This is a genomic window from Paenibacillus hodogayensis (genome assembly GCF_039536325.1).
GTDB lineage: Bacteria > Bacillota > Bacilli > Paenibacillales > NBRC-103111 > Paenibacillus_AB > Paenibacillus_AB hodogayensis.
Genome location: NZ_BAAAYO010000010.1, coordinates 364,161 through 384,974 on the forward strand (window position 1 = coordinate 364,161; position 20,814 = coordinate 384,974).

A 20,814-nucleotide genomic window follows, 5' to 3' on the forward strand; every position below is an offset into this window, starting at 1 on the left:
GCTTCCCCTCCGAAGTATGCTTATTTCGCCGTATACCCGCCGTCAACCGCCAAGTTCGCGCCCGTTACATAAGCCGAGGCGTCCGAGGCCAAGAATACGATGCTGCCCATCAGGTCGGTCTCGTTGGCCATCCGGCCCAGCAGCGTCCGCTGCGAATAACGCTCGACGAACGCCTGCGGCGTCCGGTGGGAAGCCAGCCCGCCGGGACTGACGCAGTTGCAGCGCACGTTTTTCGGACCGTAATAGCTAGCGACGAACCGGGTGAAGTTCAGCATGCCGCCTTTATGAAAGAAGTAGTCCGGGACGAGTCCGTGAAAGCCCATGCCCTCGTAAAGCGTGCCATCCGGTCCGACCATGCCTTGTATGGAGCCGATGTTGATGATCGAGCCGGAGCCCTGCTCCGCCATCCGATCGCCGAACGCCCGGGTGACGCCGAACATGCCGGTCGCATTGATGCGCATGCTGCGGTCGAACGCCTCGAGCGGATCGTCCCACGACCCCATCGTGCGGGCTACCGCGTTGTTGACGAGAATATCGATGCGCCCGTGCCGGGCGATTACGGCATCGCGCAAAGCCAGAATAGACGATTCCTGCTCCTGATCGAAGCAATGGGCCGTTACCGTTACTCCCTCCTGCGCGAAGCTGCGCTCCAGCTCGGGCAGCTGCTCGCTGCTGCGAGACGTCATATGGGTAGCCGCTCCGGCCTGCGCCAGCGCCATTGCGATCTGCCTGCCATACAGTCCGGCCCCGCCGGTGACGACCGCCACTTTTCCTTCCAGCGAGAACGAATTCAGCACTGTCATGGGGATACCCCCGCTCCGGTCGGCTTATCGGCGTATACGCTCTCGATCCGCGTCGCCTCCTGCTTGTGCAGCTCGCTTACGATGCCTCCGAAATATTGGGTCAAGGCGATGACGTCCGCTCCGACGCTGATGAACCGGTAGCCCATCGCGGCCAGTTCCTCCGCGTTAGCTGTCGAGCCGACCGTGCCGGCGAACTTGCCGTGCTTGGCGGCAAGCTCCGCGATCCGTTTGCGGGTTTCGCCGATCAGCGGGTGATTCATCTCCCCGGGCGCGCCGATCGATTGGCTGAAATCGCCCGGTCCGAAAAAGATCATGTCCAGTCCGGGCAAAGCGATAATCTCCTCAAGCTCGTCAAGCGCTTCCACGTCCTCGATCTGCAAAATATTGAACCGCTGCTCGTTCGCCTGACGCAAATAGTCGGTGAAGCCGATGTTGCAATAAGCCCCGTCCGCGTTGCCGCCGTCGACCGGCCTTAAGCCGAGCGGATGAAACTTGGTGCTGCGGATGACGCCCTTGGCATCGGCGGCGCTCATAATATGCGGCACCATAATCGCCGTAGCGTCCATTTCGAGCGGACGGACCAGGTCGCTGTAGCTGCCCCTGGCGACCCGGACGACCGTATCGACATTGTGCGCTTTGGCGGCCAATATTTGCTTTTCGATGGCAGACCAGTCGTTCGGAACATGCTCCATATCGGTCCAGATGCAGTCGAAGCCGCTCATCGCGGCGATCTCCGCCGCCCTCGAATCGCCCAAATTCAGCTTTGTCGCATAAGCGACCTGTCCGGCTCTAAGCTTCTGAAGCACCCGGCTGTGGCGCATGGCATAGGTTTGCGGCATGTTTGTCGTCCTCCTTGGATGGTTGGTTGGCCGAATCGGGCTAGAGCTTCGGCGCGATCTCGCTCAAACTCACTTCTCGCCCGCCCTGCTCGCGGCTGCGGATGCCGGCGATGACGAGCTTCATCAGCTCGATCGTTTCCTCGAACGGAAACGGCCGCTCTCCGCTGCGCAAATAGTCTACAAACGCCTGAAGCTGCGTTTTGAACGAATAGAACGTATCCTGGATTTTCGTCACCGCGTGCCCCGCCGTGCCGCACAGCTGCAGCAAGCCGAATGCGCCGTACATGTCGGCGGTGGCCGCCACTACGATATCCGCCCCGCATTCGTGCTTGAGGTGAACGATATTTTGCCGCTCGCTGCCGACATTGCGGACAGACACGAAGCCGGGGCCGACGATCGGGTAGATGCCCTCCAGCGCGTGAATGCCGTAGCGCTCCCACGACTTCGGCGTCGTGATCGAAGCGAACCGCAATTCGCCCAGCTCGGAGGTGGATATCCGGTAAGGCATGAATTCCTTGCAGTAGCGCATGGAGCTGGAGGACATGATCGCCTTTCCCTGCCTGACCCAGTCGGCAAAGACGAGCAGGTCGGCCTCATTGTCCGTAAGCGGCTTGTCGACGAATACCGGAAGACCCGCCTCCACGAACGGGCGGCATCGTTCCACATGCTCGTGGCCTTTGTCCGTTGCGATAATGACCGCATCGACATGTCCGATCACGTCTTCAGGCCGGTCCGCGATATGCGGAATGAGCGAGGCGCGGGATACGCGCACCGCATCCTCGGGGTCGTCGGTCCAGATGTGCGTCACGTTCGCGCCCCGGATTCGCAGCGTATGCTTCGGCTCTTTGTCCAGATAGACCGGGATGCCCGGATATGGACAATGCTTCATCTCATCGGGGTCGTAGCCGTTAAACATCGCACTCCACGAATAAGGATGTCCGTTGCCGTCCACCATGCCGAGCACGGCAAGACGAATCGTATCTCGCTCCACTAACGGCCCACCGGCCGAAGAACCGGCGGATTTTCGCTCAGTCATGTCGATTTCCCTTCTCTCACCTTTTTAAAAAGAAGTTATTGTCTCTCATTATGATACGACGTATTCAATAATACGTTTTCATTATATCCCACTTTACCGGGGCTGTAAATCTTCAAATTGACCGGTATACGCCGAACAAGCCTTTGAAAACCGCATGACGGATCCAAAGACTTCTATAAGATCGAGCCCGTCGGGGACGATTTGCATCTGTAGCATCATGACGTGGCGGAGACTGGCGGGCGGTCCGTCCCGCTCTCATTGTTCCGGCATCGCATTTGCCTTTACGCTTGCCGCCTGCTCTGCCCGCCTGCGGTATTCCCGCGGCGAAAGACCGAGTTTGCGTTTGAAGATGGCGTGAAAATGCTTCATGTCCTTAAAGCCTGATTTTTCGGCGATTTCATAGATTTTCCCGCCCGTCGTGCGGAGCAGCTCGCAGCACCGCTCGATTTGCAGGGAATGGACATAATCCGTATACGTCTGGCCTGTCGCCTTCTTGATCAGACGGTTAAACTGGCGTTTTCCGATATGGATTTTCGTCGAAATGTCCGTCAGCGACAAAGGGTTTTGGACATGCTGCCGAATAAGCCGGGTAGCCGCCTCCATACGCGAATCGTCGCCGGCGAATGTGCCGCGGTTCTCCTCGTCCAACGAGCGAACCAGCGTCAGCAGCAGCTGGATGATATACGTTACGATCATCAGCCCCCGATTTTCCCGCCTTAACGCATATTCCTGGTGCAGTCTCAGCATCAGTCTTCCGGCCTCGTCCGCCATCGGCCCTTCCGTTCGCAGCCAAGTGGTCCTGCTGCGAATCGCGAGCAGGGCGTCGGCCTTCTCGGCCGGCAGCAGCAACGAGTGGCTGTCGATGATCCGATCGAACAGCTCGAGGCTGAACACGCAGTTGTATACGATCAACGGCTTCGCAGCCGCATCCGCCGGCCGGAACACGTGGGAGACGCCGACCGGTATGTAGAACAGATCGCCCTTGCCCGCAGGCACGACCTGGTCGTCTATATAATGAAACCCTTTTCCTTCCTCGACATAAGCCATCTCCACAAAATCGTGGGAATGCTCCTGAAGAGCGAACGTTTCCCTCGCTCTGTTGACGTACACGGGAAAATCAAAGTCGAATAACGACTGCCCGCGTACAGCCTCGACCGGTCTTTTGATCGTCATTTCGTCCTCCGCTTTGCCTGAGACAGCATGTCCGCATCCCCCGCCATCCCTATGCAGGAATAAGCGATAGAAGTTGTTTTCGACTCCTTATATCGCCGGAACAATGTCAGTATACCCCCTTGCGCGCATACGAAACAAGCCTTCGCGGCAGCCGCGAAGGCCTTAGGTCGAGATAAACGGACTGTCAGGAGGTTAATAAGCCGTTCCGCTTCAAGGAAGTGGAAAGCAGGCTGGCTTTGCTGATGAGATCGCGGAACGAGAAGGAGAAAAAATCGGGCTCCCGCAGACCGGATACGAATCCGACCGTAGTCGACACGGGAATGTGCTCGATAACGAGAGGCTCCCGCAGCGCTTCCAGAAGCTGCTGAAGCTCGCCCTCCGGGCGAACCGTCAAGATGACGAACTCGTCGCCCGCATAGCGGCACAAATAATCGTCAGCCGTTGCCAGGGAGAGCAGCCGGTCGGCGTACCCTTTGATCATATCGTCGCCGACCGGGTGACCGTATCGTTTATTGATTTCGCCGAAGTTGTTCAGATCGACGAACAGCAGGTGAAACCATTCGTGTTTGCGCAGCATCTCCTTGCCGACCGCCTGCACATAGCCCGGACGGAACAGGCCGGTGAGCGGGTCCTGCAGCTCGCTCAGCTGAATCCGGATCGTATCGCGGGTTATGATCCCGCACACCCGATTTCCATCGGAGACCAGCAGCCGCTCGATGCGAAGCCGCTCCATCGTGCCGAGCGCATCCCATATAAAATGGTCCTGATGCACGCTCATCGGATTGGGCGTCATCGCATCGGCGACAATCCGGTTCGGATGGGTTTGCCTGACGTCGCGGGAGGTGACGATTCCTATGATCGTCCCGTGGTCCTGTACGACAAGGGAACCGATCTCCAGCTTCGCCATCAGCTCGGATGCATGTCTTACGCTTTTGTCCGACGACACGGTCCGGATCGGGGAAGTCATCAGCTCGCCCACCTTCACGACAGTTCGACCTCCCGCTGGACCATCACCTCGATTTTCAGCTCGGACCGGATGACCATCGTATCGCTGATCAATCGATCCGCCTCCTCCAGTACGATGTTGATCAGCACGTCCTTATCCAGCATTTGCAAAAGCGAATTGCGGATAAGCACCGCCTCCACCTTCGGATGGTCGATCATCATAATCGTGAACTGCTCCGGCGAGAGCGCCTCAGCCATGCGTCTGACGGCTTCCGGTCCGATGGGTGCCCTGCGGCCGATCACGAGCAGATCCTGCATCGGCGGAACTTCGAACTCGGACATTTTTAACGATAAAGTGGCCCTGCGGGAATAAATACGTTTCTGATTCATGGTGAGTATACTCCTTAAGCCAATCAGTTCCCCTTCCAGGAGGAGTGCTCGTAGAATAACGTTCCTTCCACGGCAAGCTGCTCCAGGTTAAGCGGGATCGGATTGCGCAGCAATTGATCCGGCAAGCTGAGAAATTGCCGAACGTAAAATTCGTCGAACTGAATGCCGCTTTGTACGGCCAACTCTTCTTTCGCCTGTTCGACCGACATTCCTTTTTTGTAAGGCCGGTCGGAAATCATGGCATCGAACGCATCGATAATCGAGCACATGCGGGCAAGAACCGGAATTTCCTCGCCCTGCAGCCCCATCGGATACCCGCGGCCGTCCCACCGTTCGTGATGGTGCTTGACGATATCCAGCAGCCGTCCGTCCGTCATCTGTTCCTCGATCAGCAGCTTTTCGCCCCATTCCGGATGCGTTCTCATGGTATCCCATTCGCTCCGGTCTAGCTTGGACGATTTTTGCAAAATAGAGCCGTCGATCATGATTTTACCGACGTCGTGGACAAAACAGCCTACAATGAAAGCCTGCCGGTCGTCTTGATCCGACAATTGATGGAACGATGTCCAGCAATGGGCCAAAGATCCTACCCGCATAACGTGCTCAAGCGTCTCCCTGTCTTTATCCGACAATCGAATCAATAGACGGGTGATCGCGCTCAACATAATAAATCCCCCTTTTCGGCATAAAGCGATTTCAGGTTCGAATGTGGCCTTGTAAATACGGGAGATCCGATCAACAAAAAAAGCCCTCATCAAATCGAGGGCGCCCGTCTCACAATTCGGCGACCTGGCTGGCGTGATGTAACGAAAGTTACACGGTAGCCCCAATGGTTTTGCGACCTTATCTTTCGATAAGTGTGCCTTTGGATTCGTTTATGAACACGATTTTGATACTATCAACCTATTGCTTTTTAGTTGTATAATCCGATAGTTCGATTGTAACCGATTTGTATTTTTTTGTCACGATTGTTTGCGAAAGTTGTCGATCTGTCGCCTAAAAATAAAAGCCCCGGGCCCGCCGCAGCAGAACCCGAAGCCCAAGCTTTCCAAACCGGACAAACCGGCACTTTCATGCTATCCGGCTTTAACCTTTCATACGGAACGAATACACGTCGGCGTCCTTCAGCCGGAAGCGGAGACGGATCGGCCGGCCTTCCAGCCCGCGCAAGCTTGTTCCCGATGACCACACCACCGTCTCCTGCAGCGAATCGCCGTACAGAGGCTCCATATCGTCAAAGGACAATCCGTTCAGCGCGCGACCGGACTCGTCCGCGACCTCGACCTGCACCGAGCCGACCGCCGAGGTGGAGAAGTTCAGCTCCAGCCGTTCGCCGGTTGTAAGCAGCGGCTTCGTCGTCATCTCTCCGCCGGCGTAATCCGCCTGCACGGAAGCAAAACCGTGCTTTCTAACCGCTACGCGGCGCAGCCGCACGCTGTCGAAACGGTAATGCTCACCGATGTAGAAGGAGAACTCCGTATCGCTCTCCACACAGCCGTAAGCCGGCATGATGTTCCGGTCCGTCCAGTTGCGCTCGTCCAGGCCCGGCCGCACCCAGCCCTCCATAAACGTTCGGTCCCATGTCGTACCATCGCGACTCGTCATGAACACGGCGTCGCTGACGCCCCGCTCCCCGTGGCCGGCCACCCTTTTGCGTTCCGGCACGAAGCGCATCGGGAACGACAAGTACAGATGCTCGACCTGCGGGCACGGAATCGTCGCATTCGTATAAAAATGCTCCATCGGCGCTCCATACGAATACGTGTTGCGCCGCTGCGGCCCCCAGTGGATAAAATCGGAGGAAAGCGCGCTTTGCACGCCACGGATTCCGTCGGATGTAAAATAACGATTGTAGCAGCGGTATTGCCCGGCCTCGCCGTCCCAGAAGGCGATGTTCTGCGAATCGAACGCTCCGTCCGTCATGACGGGCTCATCCTGCAGCATCGACCAGCGGAGGCCATCCTCGGATCGCAGCGCATATAACGGCGATCGATTGTTCACGGTCTGGGCCGCATTGCCGATGCCGGCGACCGCCTTGTATGTTCCGGTCGTCGAGGCTTGGGCCGATCGGTCGCGGAACGGGGCGAAATTGTGCGCGAGCACCCCCTTCAGCACGATGTTGTTTCTCTTGGAGCCGGCAAACTCGACCAGACCAAGCTCGGGCTTGACGAAATGAATGCCGTCCTCACTTTCCGCATAACAGGTCACCTGCTCGTGGGAGTCGTCGGCAGCCGTATTGCCTCGATAATAAAGCCGTACCCTGCCTTCGTCCTGAATGACCGTAAAATAGCTGGTGTGCGGTCCTTCCCACGGTTCAGGGAACGTCAGCACCACTTCTTTCCGTTCCGGCGGGTGCATCGCAAGCCGGATTCCGCACCTCTCGGCAATCAGCCGGTCGTCCGTAAACATTTCGATTCTCGAACCGATGCGAATAGCATCCTCCATCCACTATCCCTCCTCGGCACTCTTGGCAAACGCCGCTTTCCGGTGTCTTTACAATCCGATCCATAACAACTACAATGAACACGGGAAACACATTGTCTCTAATCATGCTACGCCATCATTCCATCCATTTTATTCCAGGGAGAGATCGAATTTGATTCTGGATTCCATTGCCAACCTCGGCCAATATGCCGGCTTTCACCCCCGCTTCAAGCAAGCGATCGAGTTTCTGAACACGCACGACGTGAAACAACTGGAGCCGGGGAAATACGAAATCGACGGCACCCATCTGTTCGCCCTGGTTCAGCATTATGAAACGAAGCCGAAAGCAGAAAGCATTTGGGAAGCCCACCGCAACTATTTCGACATCCAGCTCGTAGTCGAAGGCGAGGAGTCGATGGGACATTCGCCGATCGGTTTGACCGAGGTTACGACCGCTTATAAGGAAGATTCCGATTACGCCCTGTTCTCGGCCAACGGCAATTTCTTCACGCTTCAGGAAGGCTACTTCGCCTTCTTCGCTCCCCAGGACGTCCATATGCCGTGCGTTGCGGTCAACGATGTCCCGGCCCCGGTCAAGAAAGTTGTTATCAAAGTGGAGATTTAACATACATCGGGCAAGCCGCATTCTTCTCTTGAAGAGTGCGGCTTTGTCGTTTGAACAATCGGCTAACCGCCCAAGGAAGCCAGCTCGCATATCGTCCCCGCGATATAGCGCTCGCGCTCGCCATCCCGGGAATAGTAGTACGTAATCAGCACCCGGCCGTCGAGGAGCTGAACCGCGCACGTGTAGCCGATATCGCCGCCATGTCCATCCTCGCGGATCATCGTCTCCTGCGCCTCCGTCCAACGCTCGCATTCCGCATCCAGCAGAACGGCGCGAATACCGTACGGCTTGTGGCGATAGCCGTAAGTGAGCAGCACCCGGCCGTCGTGCAAACGCAGCGGGTGAAACGGGCTCGGCGAATAAAAGGGGCGCCGAATCGGCTCGCTCCACGTCAAGCCGCCGTCTCGCGACTCCGCGGTCACGAGCGGATAGGCCGTGCGGCCGTCCTCCGGCAGCGGCTTCCGTTTGTGGCAGCGGGCGAACAAGAAGAGCTTGCCCGACAGCGTCCGGTACAGATTAGGCTCGAACAGGCCGTACCCTTCCTCCGGCTCGATGACGGCGTGTTCGGTCCACGAGCGGCCCCGGTCTATCGTTCTCGCCACAATCGCCCGCGAAATGCCGTCCTTCCGTTCGTTCGATTCGCCGTAAAAGGGGACGAGCAGACTGCCATCGTCCAGCTCGACGGCATTGCCGCGAATCGCCAAAGTGCCGAGGCCGACCGGCAGCGGACGATCCCACGTTTTGCCGCCGTCCGCCGATCTTAGCGAATACGCCCCGGCTTGCTTGCAGAGCCAGTTGTCATATGCGCTATATTTGTAATCGGGATCGTCCCGCACGTCGCCCCGCTCCGCCACTTTCCACATGAAGCAGGTGGCGAACAGCGTGCCGTCCGCAAGCACGTTCAGGCACGGATCCTGCACGCCGTAGAAAAAATCGTCGTACAGGATACCCGGCTCGGCGTTCCAGTTTTCCCCGTCGGTCGACGTAATATAGACCGCTTTGGACGAAGGATCAATATGCTGAACGCCGCCATATGCTTGCCGGTCCGGCGCTTGACGAAAGGCGGTCACGTACGTCCCTTCCTTGTTCATGACGATGTTCGGGAACGCATTGTACTGCCGGTCCTTGTACAGAATGATATGCCGGAAAGACGTAAGCGCCAAAACGACTCCTCCTTCATCTTCTTATTTCCGGGTCAGCTTTCTCCCGCTTTCCGGAACTTACCCATGCGCCGCCTCAAGCGTCTCCGCGCGTTAGATTAAACTAGTCACGCTGCCGGAGCCGTCCTTGAATTTCAGTTTCCCGTCGGACGCATCGACAAAGAGCGAGCTGTTCGGCACGGAAGCGGCGGTGCTCGGCAGGAAAGACACATGCTCCCCGTTCAACGCCTTGGCGTTGACATAGCCGTTCTGTATCGTTTCCTTGCCCGCCCTGTCGCCGACCGACAAAGCGCCCTGCCACGACGCCCGCATAAGAAGCTTAACCGTGCCGTTCGACATGGCGTTGAACTGCAGATCGGCCTTCTCCGCGCCCGCCGAAGAGCTTTGCTGCATGGCTACGACTTCGGCGTACAGCGTTTTTTGCGCAGCGGCGTTATGGGTGTACAGCCGCATGCCGAACGTCTCGGCGGCAGTGCTGCGCTTGTACGTTTCCGCATATCGGGGGATGCCCGCTTCGACGACGTCAGTCGTATCCGGAGTCAGATTGACGATAAAGTCGCCCGATTGGTTGAAGCCGAAGTTGTCGATCAGCTTGGATGCACCCGCGCCGTTAAAAATGCCGTTTTTGTGCGCAGCCCCGTTCGGCACCGTAGAGCGGATCATATTGCCGGCAATCATATTTTGCGAGCCTGTCGCGATGCTGATGCCGGCGTAGATCGAGCCGTCGATGTCGGCCCGCTTGTTCGGCGACAATATGTAGTTGTCCTGAACGACCCCCGCGCTCAAGTTCTGGAGGCGAATGGCGTCTTTATTGCAAAAGGTAATGACGTTGTTGTTTATCATTCCGTTTTGCAGCAAAGGCGTTTCGGCGACGATGCCGTAATTCATTTGCTGGGTGGCATCGCTCGTCGCCTTGTTCCAGCCGAGATTTTGCGCGCCCACGAAGATGTTGCCGCAAATTTCGTACCCTTGCTGGAATAGCGTCGTCGTACCGTCAGAATTGACGATCCTCACGCCGTCGCCGAACGAATTGTACGCCTGGTTGTCGTTGATCGTGCTGCGGTCGACCGGTCCCTTATAAAAGCCTTTGCAAAAATCGGCCATATTGCCGATTACCTGATTGCCGTAAGCCCGCATCGACGTGAACTCGATGCACCACGATTCGACGCCCGGCGCAAGCGAGCTTAAGTCTTTGCCCATCGAGTGGAATCGGTTCTGGACGAACCGGTAGCCCCGGCATTCGGCGTTCGGGTATAGATCGACGACAACCGCCTTGACGCTATTGGAAAAGATATTGTAGTTGAAAAAGACGTTGCGGCCGACGCAGCGGACGCATTCATTCAGCTTGAAAAATCCGCAAAACTGGATGTCGGCGTCCACGTTGGACAATGTTTCCGCCCCGCTGCCGTCGGAGCGATCGAACAGGATGCCGCTGACGGTCGGCACGTACGGGTTTTGCGTCAGGTTCCCGTCACCTTCCAACTGCAGCCCTCGCATACAGAAGGAATAGTGCTTCACCCGGACGATCCACGTATTCGGCGTCGTGCAAACGATGCGCGGCGTATATTCGCTCTTGAAGTCGGAATACAGCGTCACCTCGGGCTGGCTGACGGTCAGCGAACCGGTAATTCTGTACGACCCCTGCGGGAAATAAATGTTGCTCCTCGCCCCGCCGGCGTTGATCGCGCTTTGGATGGCGGGGCCGTCGTCGTTCGCTCCGTCGCCCTTGGCTCCGAACCATTTCACGTTCAGCGAGCCGTCGAACAGCCGCTTGAAGCGCGCGCCCAAAGCCGATACAAGCACGGTCCCTCCGTTATCGGCGGAAGTCGCGTCCCCCGAAACGTAGACGAAAGGCCCCGCCCGCTTGTCGTCGGTGACGAAATACACGCGTCCTTCCTCCGGATCGGTCAAGGAACGGAGCTCGTCCATGGTGACGGACAGGCAGCAGTCCGCCCCCTCTTCGCTGAACGATCCGCCGCCGTACATCTGATGGGTCACCGTCGATTCCGCCCCCAGCACCGTGCCTGTCCCGCCGCCGATGACGCCGCCCACGGCTATAGCGGCCCCGGCCATTCCGAGCGAGGCGAGCATCGCTCTCCGCGAAAGCTGCTGCGGCCTGATCTCCCCTTCGTTACGTTCATCCGGCATTCCTGTCGATTCGCGCTGTTCCGTCATATTCGAAACCTCCCGTTTTCTTATGGAATATGCCTGTTCCCGCCCGGCCTGTCCGGGCCGCCTTCTTCTCCTATTCGCCGCATTCGACGATATCCACCCATCTGCCCCAAATCGTAAACGGATTCGGTCTTGGAAAGCCGGCGGAAAAATCGTATTGCCAGTTCGCCCCTTTGTCTCCGGCCAAAAACAGCCGGCCGTCTCCCGCAATGGCAATGCCGGTATAGCCGGTCGTCGACCCTTCGTAGGTTGTGGCAAACGACGTCCAGCTTTGACCGGAGCCGTCCTCCGACAGCAGCATGCGCGTACCCGGTCGGCCGTAGCTGAGCGCGAGCTTGCCGTCGGGAAGCGATCGCAAAGCCGGCAGGACGCTATGGGCAAGCTCCGGGGCGGGTCCCGGCACGATGACCGGCACGCTCCACGTCCGTCCGTTGTCTGCGGAGCGCGACTGGTACAGCGGCTTGTTGCTGCCGATCCGCATGACGCATAGCAGGGTACCGTCGGCGACGCGGGCAACGGTCGGCTCGCAATATCCTTCCGGACCGGCCTGCGGGTCGTAAGCGACCGTCGAGACGATGCTCCACGTCGCGCCCCGGTCCGTCGACTGCGCCCACACCGTACGATATTTCGTATCGGCTTCGTAGTAGCCGTACAATGCCGCGCCGAGCATGCCCTCCCCCATATCCAACAGCCAGGTGAAGGCAAAGCCGCCGCGCCCCGAGCCGGAGACGACGGAACGCATTGGAACCGGCGTGACGAGCCTGCCTTCGGCAACGGTCCAGGTCATCCCCCCGTCCGCCGATTCGATCCAGCGTACCCACTGCTCGTCGGATACTTCGCCGCCGATCATCTCCGTTACGAAGGAGGGTCCCCCGATCGCGCCGTCCGGCAGCCTGACCAGAGAGATCGGAAACCATTCGTGCGACTGGTAATGCGGCCACGTCGCCCCGCCGTCATCGGACATCCGCAGTCCCACGGAGGGAGGAAGGTTGGCGTCGTCTTTCGTCTGGCTGAAAAAGACGAACAGCCTCGTGAACGTTTCGCTCCCCTCGCCGACGGAGAATGCGGCGGCGGCAGGAAAGGCGCATAGCCGTTCCCCTTCCGCCTTATCGACAATAACCAGTTTGCCCGCCTTAAGCTCGTATCGTCTTGTCGTCATCGGTTCTTCCTCCTCCGCAATCAATGATAAGCGGGCAGCCAGCTGCCGTGCCGTTCGATCAAATCGTCGCACATGGCCACGATGTCGTCGATGGACAGCTCCGCCGACGTATGCGGATCGAGTAGCGCGGCTTGATAGATCGCGTCTTTTTTCAGCGTAATCGCCGCCTCGATCGTCAGCAGTTGGGTGTTGATATTCGTCCGGTTCAGCGCCGCGCATTGCGCGGGCAGCTTCCCAACATAGGTCGGCGTCACGCCGCTAGCGTCGGCGATGCAGGCGACCTCCACGCACGCCTCGTCCGGCAAGTTCGTTATCAGCCCGGTATTCATCACGTTCCCGCCGAATTTAAACGGAACGTCGGTCTCGATGCCATCTAAAATATACGAGATGTATTCATGGGAACGAGTATGCGTCAGCCCTTCGTTGCCCACCAGCTCGTCGCGCATTGTCTTCCATCGCTCGATCGCCCAGACGCAGCGGCGCGGGTACTCGTCAAGCGGAATGTTGAACCGCTCGATCAGCTCCGGATATTGGCGTTTAATGAAGTACGGGTGGTACTCCGCGTTATGCTCCGACGACTCGGTGATGTAAAAGCCGAACCTCCGCATCAGCTCGAAGCGGACCATGTCGCTGTGCTTCTCCTGCTGCTTGTCGGCGGCCCGGCGCTTGATTTCCGGGTACAAATCCTCCCCGTTCCTCGTCACCTCGAGCAGCCAGGCCATATGGTTGATGCCGGCGACTTTCCACTGCACGCCCGCAGGGTCCATGCCCAGATGCTTCAGCAGCCGAGGCGCACACACCTGCACGCTGTGGCACAGGCCGACCGTCTTGACCCCGCCATACGTATTCATGACGTTCGTCAGCACAGCCATCGGGTTCGTGTAGTTGAAAAACCAAGCTTCCGGACAAACCTCCCGCACATCGCGGGCTATATCGAGCATAACCGGAATCGTGCGCAGGCTGCGGAAAATGCCTCCTATCCCGACCGTATCGGCGATCGTCTGTCGCAGCCCGTATCGGTTCGGCACCTCGAAATCGGTAATCGTGCACGGATCGTAGCCCCCGACCTGGATCGTGTTGATCACATACTTCGCTCCCCGCAGCGCCTCCTTGCGATCGGCGTAAGCCTTCGCCGCGCATCCGCTGCCAAGCTTGCCGATCAGATGAACGAGCATCCGCTCGGCATCCTTCAACCGTTCCGCGTCAATGTCGTACAGGGCGAACTCGAACGACTGCAGCGACGGTACAAGCATACAGTCGCCCAGCACGTTTTTGGCGAACGCCACGCTTCCCGCTCCAATAAACGTAATTTTGTCCACTTTCCATTCCCTCCGAAATTCATGTCATTTGGTTGCTCTTTATTTATTCCATAATTCTCCTTACACTGGTTATCTTATCTGCTATACTGTTGAGTATATATAGCAATTTCTTATGATTGGGGTGGATAATATTGCTGTTCCCGCATGAGCAATGCAGCCGTAAAACGTTCCAGTACCGGTACTTGACCCCATCCATGTTAAGCATGCGTCTCGGCGGCATCGGCTGGCAGCATGTCGATTCGCCAAGCTACCGCTATGACGGCATCAAGCGAACCGACGGCGAAGGCGTCATCTTCCAGTTCACGTTATCCGGCCAAGGCGCGATCCGCTACGGCGACCGCGAATTTATGGTACCGAAGCATTGCGGCTTTCTGTGCACGCTGCCGAGCGATCATCTGTACTTTTTCGACGAATCGTTCGGCCATTGGGAATTTCTGTTCATCGCCGTGCGCGGGGAGGATGCCGTCCGCCATTGGCAGTCGCTGATCGAGCGGTTCGGTCCGGTCATCTCGTTCGAGCAGCAGTTGGAGCCGATTCATTGCATCAGCGAGCTGTACTCGCTCATTTACAGCAACGCCCAGCTTGACAAATACTACGTCTCCTCTCAGCTGTACCGCTTCGTCATGGAGTTGAACCGCATTTCCGAGGGCTACGATATCGTGCAGTTCAAAGATTCTCCCGAGCCGGTCCGCATCGCCATCCGGCACATGCAGTCGCAATATGCCGCACCTCTCTCCCTGGACGACATTGCCGCCAAGTCGGGGTTGTCCAAATACCACTTCAGCCGCGTCTTCCTGGGCAAAACCGGCATACAGCCGATGCAATATTTGCGCAAAATCCGCATCGAGAAAGCGTCCGCCCTGCTGAGCCAGACGAACAAGACGCTGGAGACGATCGCCCGCGATACCGGGTTTGACAACAGCAATTACTTCATCCGCGTGTTCAAATCGCTTGTCGGCATGACGCCGAACCAATACCGTCAGACCGTCGGCGTCCAGACGGCGCATGCCCTGCGCATCGAGAAGTAGCCCGGGAGGAGCCGCTCCCTTGTCACTTGCTCTTCTCCTTCGCCAGCTCCGCCTTCAGCTTCTCGTCCAGTTGTCTCAAGCCCGTGTTGACATCTACCTTGTTCGTGGCCACGTCGTGAAACGTCTGCGCCATGGCATCCTGCTGGACGACGGTAGCGACGTTGGCCAATCCCGCCTTCCGTTTTGGCGAGTAAGGAGCCCATTCCGAGTAATAAAACAGCGCTTTGCTGTTTTTGCTCTTCAGATCCGGCCGTTCCTGCCCAAAGGCGTCCCGGATGCTTTTGCTCGCAACGGTCGGAAGCAGCCCTTTCTTCGCATCGGCAAGCTGCACTTCGTCGGACGCTATCTCCATGATGACCTGAAACGCCTCGTCCTTGTGCTTGCTCGTCGCGGAGACGGACCAGTAAGCCGGCCCGCGCCAAGCCATTTTTTGCGGAGCGTCCTTGAGCGTCGGGTACGATACGATATCCCAATTGATTTCCGGCGGGATCGGCAAATATTGGCTGTACTGGTTGATTTGCATCGCCACATTGCCCTTCTTGAAGGCGTCGTTGATTTCCGCCGGCCGCGTGACCTCGATCGTATTGTTCGGCAGCTCGTAAAACCGCTTGAAGTTGTTGAACAGCGGCTTCCATTTCTCCGGGTCGTACAGACCGTCGGCATTCGGGTCAAGAATCGGGTAGCCGAACGTATTGTCGCGCAGCATCGCCATAATATTGGCGCTAAAACCGCGATACACCTTGCCACCCTCGGCTCTGCTCATCTTCTGGGCAAGATCGTACACCTCGTCGAACGTCATCCCGTCCTTCGGATAAGCGACGCCGAACTGGTCGAACAGATCTTTATTGTAGGTGAGCACCATCGGGAAGTACGGGGAATATGGAATGCCGTACAAAGCTCCCGTTTGCCCGGCATCGATCATTTCCTGGATGAACGGCGCGTTAAATCGGGTCAGATCGACTTTGAATTTTTGCACATATTCGTTCAGGTCGGTTCCAAGCTTCAGGTCCAGGTAGTTGTTTTTCAGATTGGGCACGTCGGTGCGAATCAAATCGGGAGTTTCGCCGCGAGCGACCAGTTCCGGCAGCGAGTTGCCTTTATCCGGCGGGATATACTTGAATGTGATGTACGGAAACTTCTTCTCGAGCGCAGTCCGAAACCGGTCGTTGAACTCCTGCTCCGGCACCCCGAGTCCGAATACGGTTAATGTAATCGGGTCCTTCTTCACCTCGGGCGTTTGCGTTGCTGGAGTCTGGGACGGGGCTTGCGGCGATTGCGGTCCTCCGGCGGGTGTTTGGCTTTGGCCACAGGCAGACGCGCCCAGCATGGCGGCACCGAGCAGCAGCGGCAATCCGATCTTTTTATTCATGAACATGACCTCCTATTGATTTCTCTTCGGCAAGCGATGGCCGTTTTGCGGTCTACATGTAGGGCCGTTCTCACCTGTTGTCGTGGAGCTCCATCGTCATAACGTTTTCCCTCCCTTGGGTTGTCCTGTAATTCGAATCCATTAAGCAAACGCTTACATTTTGAGCTTATCGCAAAAGATTGCTAGTTCTCCAAAGCTATCCTTGCTTCCGAATCGTTTTCCGGGAGCCTGGAATTTGCTTGTTACTTGGATTATATAGATTTCCAGCCGGCGAAAAAATAGGATAATGTTTTGATTGACGTTCAAATTATTGCTGTGCTTCGACATGAAATGCGCGACAAAAAACCGCCGTTTCCGGCGGTTTGAGGTTGGAGCTTCTATTCCGTGACGCCAAGGTCGCTCGCTGCGAAGATCCGCTGCCGTACGAGCCCGAGCCGTGCGTTCAACTACTCCCGCGCAGCACCGGCGTGCAGCGCATTCGCGAGAACCGCCGCTTGATCGGCGTCGGCCGCAGGAAGCGAATGTTCCGCCCTGGCGACGGTTATCCCGTCCGGTACTGCCGAAGCGTTTCCTGCGACCACATACAAGCCATATGGCAGCGAGGCGGACGGCATGACCAGCATGCGCAACTGATAATCGGTGGCGGTCGTCACCGGTACGACCTTGTTCGCGGCAAAATGATAATTGTTAGCCGGTCCTCCGTTAAGCTGGTAATTGACGAATCCGGGGTTAGTGCCGTTGCTTCCGTATAACGTATGGACTGCGGGAAAGGCGGTGTCGTTGGTGATGCTAATATGCATGTCGTAATCGATATACCAGTATGCCAAGCGAAGCTTGTTCACCGTCGGCGTCACGAATCGGACTTCCTGCTGTACGACGGCTTGGCCAAGTACGTTCCACCGCGTAAGCAGCTTTTCCTGTTCGCCGGAATAACCCAAATCGCCGAGGCGCAGTCCGATAACGGGTTTCGCGTCGGTTAACGTCGCATCTAACGTACCGGTCCGCCCCCAATGATCGAGCAGTCCCCGGTAATCGTCGGATTTGGCATCGGTCGCATTCGTGCGGGCGATCGTTGACGCCGTGGCATAAGGGGTCGGATCGGTAATGTCCGCGGTGGTCACGACATGGGAGACGAGCACGTCTGCATCTTGGCCGTCCGCCGCCGATTCCGCCGAAAACTGGGCGAAATAAACGACTGACTGGTCAACGGCTACATGGTTCGCATCCGAATATGCAAAATAGTAAGAGCCTCCGGCCGGAATTGTCGCCAGCAAACTTTTTTGTGGAAGCGCATCCATAAAAGTCCGGGTTACTTCGCTGGCTGCCACCGTGACATAAGCGGCAGAATAAGCTTCGTTCCACCGATAAAATTGGATCTCCTGCTGAGACGGATTGCTGACATGAATCCAAAAGGTCAGCGGGTGCGTCGTTTTGTTGTAGTGGGACCCCCAGAAGCGAAAAGCGCCGGTAACCGTGTCCCGGTACAACGTAGCATTGTATTGTCCGTCAATAACGCTTCCGTCCGCTCGCAACGCCCCGTTCTCGTTGATCGTTTCCGGCGCGTTCGAAACGAATACCTGCCCTCCCGTTTTTTCGAAATGGACGTTCGTCGCGTCGAACGGCAAAAACGTTTTGGGGAAGTTTATCGTCACTTCCTCCCCCGGCGAATAGGCCATGGCCGTGAACGGCATGACGAGCAGCGCCGCCAGTGCCGCCAGCCCCATCCAAACCCGTTTGCGCTTCATCTTAACATTTCCTCCTCTTCCAATAAGTTGATCATACAAATCTATTATCGTATGGGGCTAACTTCCAATTCAAGGATGCTGATGACTTGTTTTGGCACTTTGATGACAGGGTGGCGACAATAAAACGGAACGGCTGCCCTCTTCCGCGAAGAAGGCGCAGCCGTTCCGGTTATAGCAGCCTCAGCGCCTCAAGGGGCAGCCATGGAGGGGTCAATTATCGCACGAACATCTGCTCCCGGCGCGGTCCGACCGATACTTGACGCACCGGTACGCCGAGCAGTTCCTCCACCCGCAGTACGTAAGCTTGCGCCGCAGCCGGAAGCTCGTCGAACGCGCGCGCAGCCGAGATATCGGTGCGCCAACCCGGCATCGTTTGGAGAACGGGCTGCACGGCTTCGAGCCCGGCATTGACGGGAAACGACTCCGTCAGTCCGCCAGTCGCTGTCCGATACGCGGTGCACAGCGGTATTTCATCGAGATAACCAAGTACGTCCAGGTTGGTCAACGCAACCTCAGTCGCCCCTTGTACCATGCAGCCGTACCGCGTGGCCACCGCATCGAACCAGCCGACCCGACGCGGTCGACCGGTCACGACTCCGTACTCTCCGGAGGACCCGCCGCGTTTGCGCAGCTCCTCGGCCTCGTCGCCATACAGCTCGGTAACGAACGGACCGGCGCCGACGCAGCTCGAGTAAGCCTTCGTTACCGCGACGACGCGATCGATGGCGTAAGGCGGCAGCCCCGCCCCGACCGGCGCGAACCCGGCCAGCGTCGACGAGGACGTCGAGTAAGGGTATATGCCGTGGTCCGGGTCGCGCAGAGCACCGAGCTGACCTTCCACCAAAATCGACTCGCCGCGTTTCCAAGCTCCTTGCAGCAGTTCGGTCGTGTTGCATACGTAAGGCTTCAGCCGCTCCGCATCAAGCAGCAGTTCCTCCGCCAACGCTTCCGCATTCAACGCGGACTTGCCGTACAAATGCTCCAGCAGCACATTTTTCGTCTCAAGCGCCGCTTCCAGCCGTCCGAGCAGCCGCGGCCTGTCGAACAGATCGGCAACCTGAACGCCCAGCTTCAAATATTTGTCCGAATAAAAAGGCGCGATCCCTTTCTTCGTCGATCCGAACTGCCGGTCTCCAAGCCGTTCCTCTTCCAAAGAGTCGAACAGCCGGTGGTAAGGCAGCACGAGTTGGGCTCTCTCGGACAGCCTTATCTCCGGCGCGGGAATTCCTCGGCGCGCCAAATCGTCCAGCTCCGCGAAGAAATCTCCGGCATGAAAAGCGACGCCCGGACCAATCACATTGACCGTTCCCGGACGGCATACGCCCGAAGGGAGCAAATTCAAGGCAATTTTGCCGTATTCGTTTATAATCGTATGCCCGGCATTGCTTCCGCCTTGAAACCGGACCACATACTTGGACGTCCCGGCCAATGCGTCCGTTATTTTACCCTTCCCCTCATCTCCCCAGTTCGCTCCCACAATCGCCGTAACCGGCATGTGCCATTCCCCTTTCCGGTCTTGTTATGCTGTTGCACTACCGATTATAATAAAAGGAATACCATAAATAAAATCAATAGTACTAATATCTGATATAAGTTAAATCGATAGCAAATGGAGCTGTATACGATGATCGACAACATGGAATGGTACCGCGCCTTTTACGAGGTAGCGCAAACCGGCAGCTTCTCCAAAGCGGCCGAACGGATGTTCATTACTCAACCCGCCGTCAGCCATTCGATCAAGCAGTTGGAGTTTCGCCTTGGCGGGCCTTTGTTTTTTCGCACTTCGCGGGGCGTCAAGCTTACGGCCGAAGGCGAGGTACTGCTGAAGTTCGTATCGCAGGCGCATCATTTTCTCGAAAACGGGGAGAAAAAAATCGCCGAAATGCGCAATCTGATCACCGGCGAAGTCAAAATCGGGGCGGGCGACACGCTATGCCGCTATTACTTGCTGCCGTATCTGGAATCGTTTCACGGCCAGTACCCCGATGTGAAAATCCAGGTGACGAACCGCACTACCCGCGAAACGCTCGTTCTGCTCAAGGAAGGACGGATCGACTTCGGCGTCGTCAACCTGCCCATCGACGAGCGGCAGCTGACCGTTCGCGAAAGCATGGCTCTCCACGACTGTTTCGTTGCCGGACAAGCTGCCGCTTTCACCGCCCGGCCGCCGTTGTCCTGGAAGGAGCTGAACGACCTTCCGCTGCTTATGCTGGAGAAGGGCAGCAGCATCCGCAGCTACGCCGACGCTTTTGCCGAACAACAGGGTATCCGTCTGAATCCGGAAATCGAGCTAGGCAGCATCGAGCTGATTGTCCAATTCGCCCGGATCGGGCTCGGCGTCGGCTGCGTGATCCGCGAATTCGTCGCCGAAGAGTTGGCGTCAGGCGCCTTGCGCGAGGTCGACGTCGAACCGCCGCTGCCTGCCCGTCATATCGGCCTCGTCACGCTGCGCGACGTACCGTTGTCCGCCGCAGCGCAGCGGCTGCTGGAACTGCTCCCTTAGAATCCGATTTTTAAACGAACACGGGACCGGCTGAGGTTGGCCGGGAGGTCTTGCGTGCCGACGTGCATAATCCGCTGACGGCAAGCAAAAAATGGAACAGGATGCAAATACGTTCCAGGAGGCC

18 protein-coding genes and 1 riboswitch are annotated in these 20,814 nt (G+C 57.5%); of the genes, 3 read left to right on the plus strand and 15 right to left on the minus strand.

The genetic code is table 11. The annotated features are described in order from the left end of the window. Positions 1-20: 20 nt before the first annotated feature. The 8 genes from ABD796_RS20700 to ABD796_RS20735 all read right to left on the minus strand — a co-directional run bounded on the left by ABD796_RS20700 (position 21) and on the right by ABD796_RS20735 (position 7,631). Positions 21-803: an SDR family oxidoreductase gene (locus tag ABD796_RS20700; protein WP_344911266.1), complete on the minus strand. Its 783-nt coding sequence runs from the start codon at positions 801-803 to the stop codon at positions 21-23. Then, complete coding sequence (locus ABD796_RS20705) at positions 800-1,642, minus strand: HpcH/HpaI aldolase family protein (protein ID WP_344911269.1); 843 nt, start codon at positions 1,640-1,642, stop codon at positions 800-802. Before ABD796_RS20705 ends, ABD796_RS20700 begins: the two co-directional genes overlap by 4 nt. Before the next feature lie 40 nt (positions 1,643-1,682). Further along, positions 1,683-2,678: a Gfo/Idh/MocA family protein gene (locus ABD796_RS20710; protein WP_344911271.1), complete on the minus strand. Its 996-nt coding sequence runs from the start codon at positions 2,676-2,678 to the stop codon at positions 1,683-1,685. A 255-nt stretch (positions 2,679-2,933) separates the two neighbouring features. Then, entirely contained in the window at positions 2,934-3,851 is a 918-nt protein-coding gene (locus tag ABD796_RS20715) for a helix-turn-helix domain-containing protein (RefSeq protein WP_344911273.1), read from the minus strand. Between the two features lie 184 nt (positions 3,852-4,035). Next, the gene (locus ABD796_RS20720) at positions 4,036-4,836 is read right to left on the minus strand and encodes a CBS domain-containing protein (RefSeq protein WP_344911275.1); all 801 of its coding nucleotides are present in this window, start codon (positions 4,834-4,836) and stop codon (positions 4,036-4,038) included. Continuing rightward, complete coding sequence (locus tag ABD796_RS20725; RefSeq protein ID WP_344911278.1) at positions 4,833-5,186, minus strand: hypothetical protein; 354 nt, start codon at positions 5,184-5,186, stop codon at positions 4,833-4,835. The genes ABD796_RS20720 and ABD796_RS20725 overlap by 4 nt, the downstream gene beginning before the upstream one ends. Before the next feature lie 23 nt (positions 5,187-5,209). Beyond that, positions 5,210-5,851 carry an HD-GYP domain-containing protein gene (locus ABD796_RS20730; RefSeq protein ID WP_344911281.1) on the minus strand — a complete coding sequence of 214 codons (642 nt, stop codon included), beginning with the start codon at positions 5,849-5,851 and terminating at the stop codon, positions 5,210-5,212. A 115-nt stretch (positions 5,852-5,966) separates the two neighbouring features. Beyond that, a riboswitch (cyclic di-GMP riboswitch) is annotated at positions 5,967-6,060 on the minus strand. 212 nt (positions 6,061-6,272) lie between these two features. Then, on the minus strand, positions 6,273-7,631 hold the full coding sequence (locus tag ABD796_RS20735; RefSeq protein ID WP_344911284.1) for a glycoside hydrolase family protein: 1,359 nt from the start codon (positions 7,629-7,631) through the stop codon (positions 6,273-6,275). A 151-nt stretch (positions 7,632-7,782) separates the two neighbouring features. Here ABD796_RS20735 and ABD796_RS20740 point away from each other — a divergent pair, with 151 nt between their 5' ends. Then, positions 7,783-8,235, plus strand: a complete 453-nt coding sequence (locus ABD796_RS20740; protein WP_344911286.1) for a NanQ anomerase/TabA/YiaL family protein — start codon at positions 7,783-7,785, stop codon at positions 8,233-8,235. A gap of 62 nt (positions 8,236-8,297) precedes the next feature. Here the strand turns inward: ABD796_RS20740 and ABD796_RS20745 are convergent, their stop codons facing one another. From ABD796_RS20745 to melA, 4 genes are all read right to left on the minus strand, one after another. Then, entirely contained in the window at positions 8,298-9,398 is a 1,101-nt protein-coding gene (locus ABD796_RS20745; protein WP_344911288.1) for a sialidase family protein, read from the minus strand. A gap of 90 nt (positions 9,399-9,488) precedes the next feature. Next, positions 9,489-11,570: a glycosyl hydrolase family 28-related protein gene (locus ABD796_RS20750; RefSeq protein ID WP_344911290.1), complete on the minus strand. Its 2,082-nt coding sequence runs from the start codon at positions 11,568-11,570 to the stop codon at positions 9,489-9,491. A 70-nt stretch (positions 11,571-11,640) separates the two neighbouring features. Further along, on the minus strand, positions 11,641-12,726 hold the full coding sequence (locus tag ABD796_RS20755) for a sialidase family protein (RefSeq protein ID WP_344911292.1): 1,086 nt from the start codon (positions 12,724-12,726) through the stop codon (positions 11,641-11,643). Between the two features lie 20 nt (positions 12,727-12,746). Beyond that, entirely contained in the window at positions 12,747-14,045 is a 1,299-nt protein-coding gene (gene melA, locus ABD796_RS20760; protein WP_344911294.1) for an alpha-glucosidase/alpha-galactosidase, read from the minus strand. 131 nt (positions 14,046-14,176) lie between these two features. On the opposite strand from melA, the gene ABD796_RS20765 reads away from it, so the two are divergent. Further along, positions 14,177-15,073: a helix-turn-helix domain-containing protein gene (locus ABD796_RS20765; RefSeq protein ID WP_344911296.1), complete on the plus strand. Its 897-nt coding sequence runs from the start codon at positions 14,177-14,179 to the stop codon at positions 15,071-15,073. 22 nt (positions 15,074-15,095) lie between these two features. Here ABD796_RS20765 and ABD796_RS20770 read toward each other — a convergent pair whose 3' ends face one another. The 3 genes from ABD796_RS20770 to ABD796_RS20780 form a co-directional block, all read right to left on the minus strand. Next, positions 15,096-16,442, minus strand: a complete 1,347-nt coding sequence (locus ABD796_RS20770) for an ABC transporter substrate-binding protein (protein ID WP_344911298.1) — start codon at positions 16,440-16,442, stop codon at positions 15,096-15,098. 446 nt (positions 16,443-16,888) lie between these two features. Then, positions 16,889-18,187 (minus strand): hypothetical protein, encoded by a 1,299-nt coding sequence (locus ABD796_RS20775; RefSeq protein WP_344911299.1) that lies wholly within the window; start codon positions 18,185-18,187, stop codon positions 16,889-16,891. A gap of 214 nt (positions 18,188-18,401) precedes the next feature. Further along, complete coding sequence (locus tag ABD796_RS20780) at positions 18,402-19,682, minus strand: adenylosuccinate synthase (RefSeq protein ID WP_344911301.1); 1,281 nt, start codon at positions 19,680-19,682, stop codon at positions 18,402-18,404. Between the two features lie 129 nt (positions 19,683-19,811). Here ABD796_RS20780 and ABD796_RS20785 point away from each other — a divergent pair, with 129 nt between their 5' ends. Then, positions 19,812-20,690 carry a LysR family transcriptional regulator gene (locus ABD796_RS20785; protein WP_344911303.1) on the plus strand — a complete coding sequence of 293 codons (879 nt, stop codon included), beginning with the start codon at positions 19,812-19,814 and terminating at the stop codon, positions 20,688-20,690. The last annotated feature ends 124 nt before the right edge of the window (positions 20,691-20,814 follow it).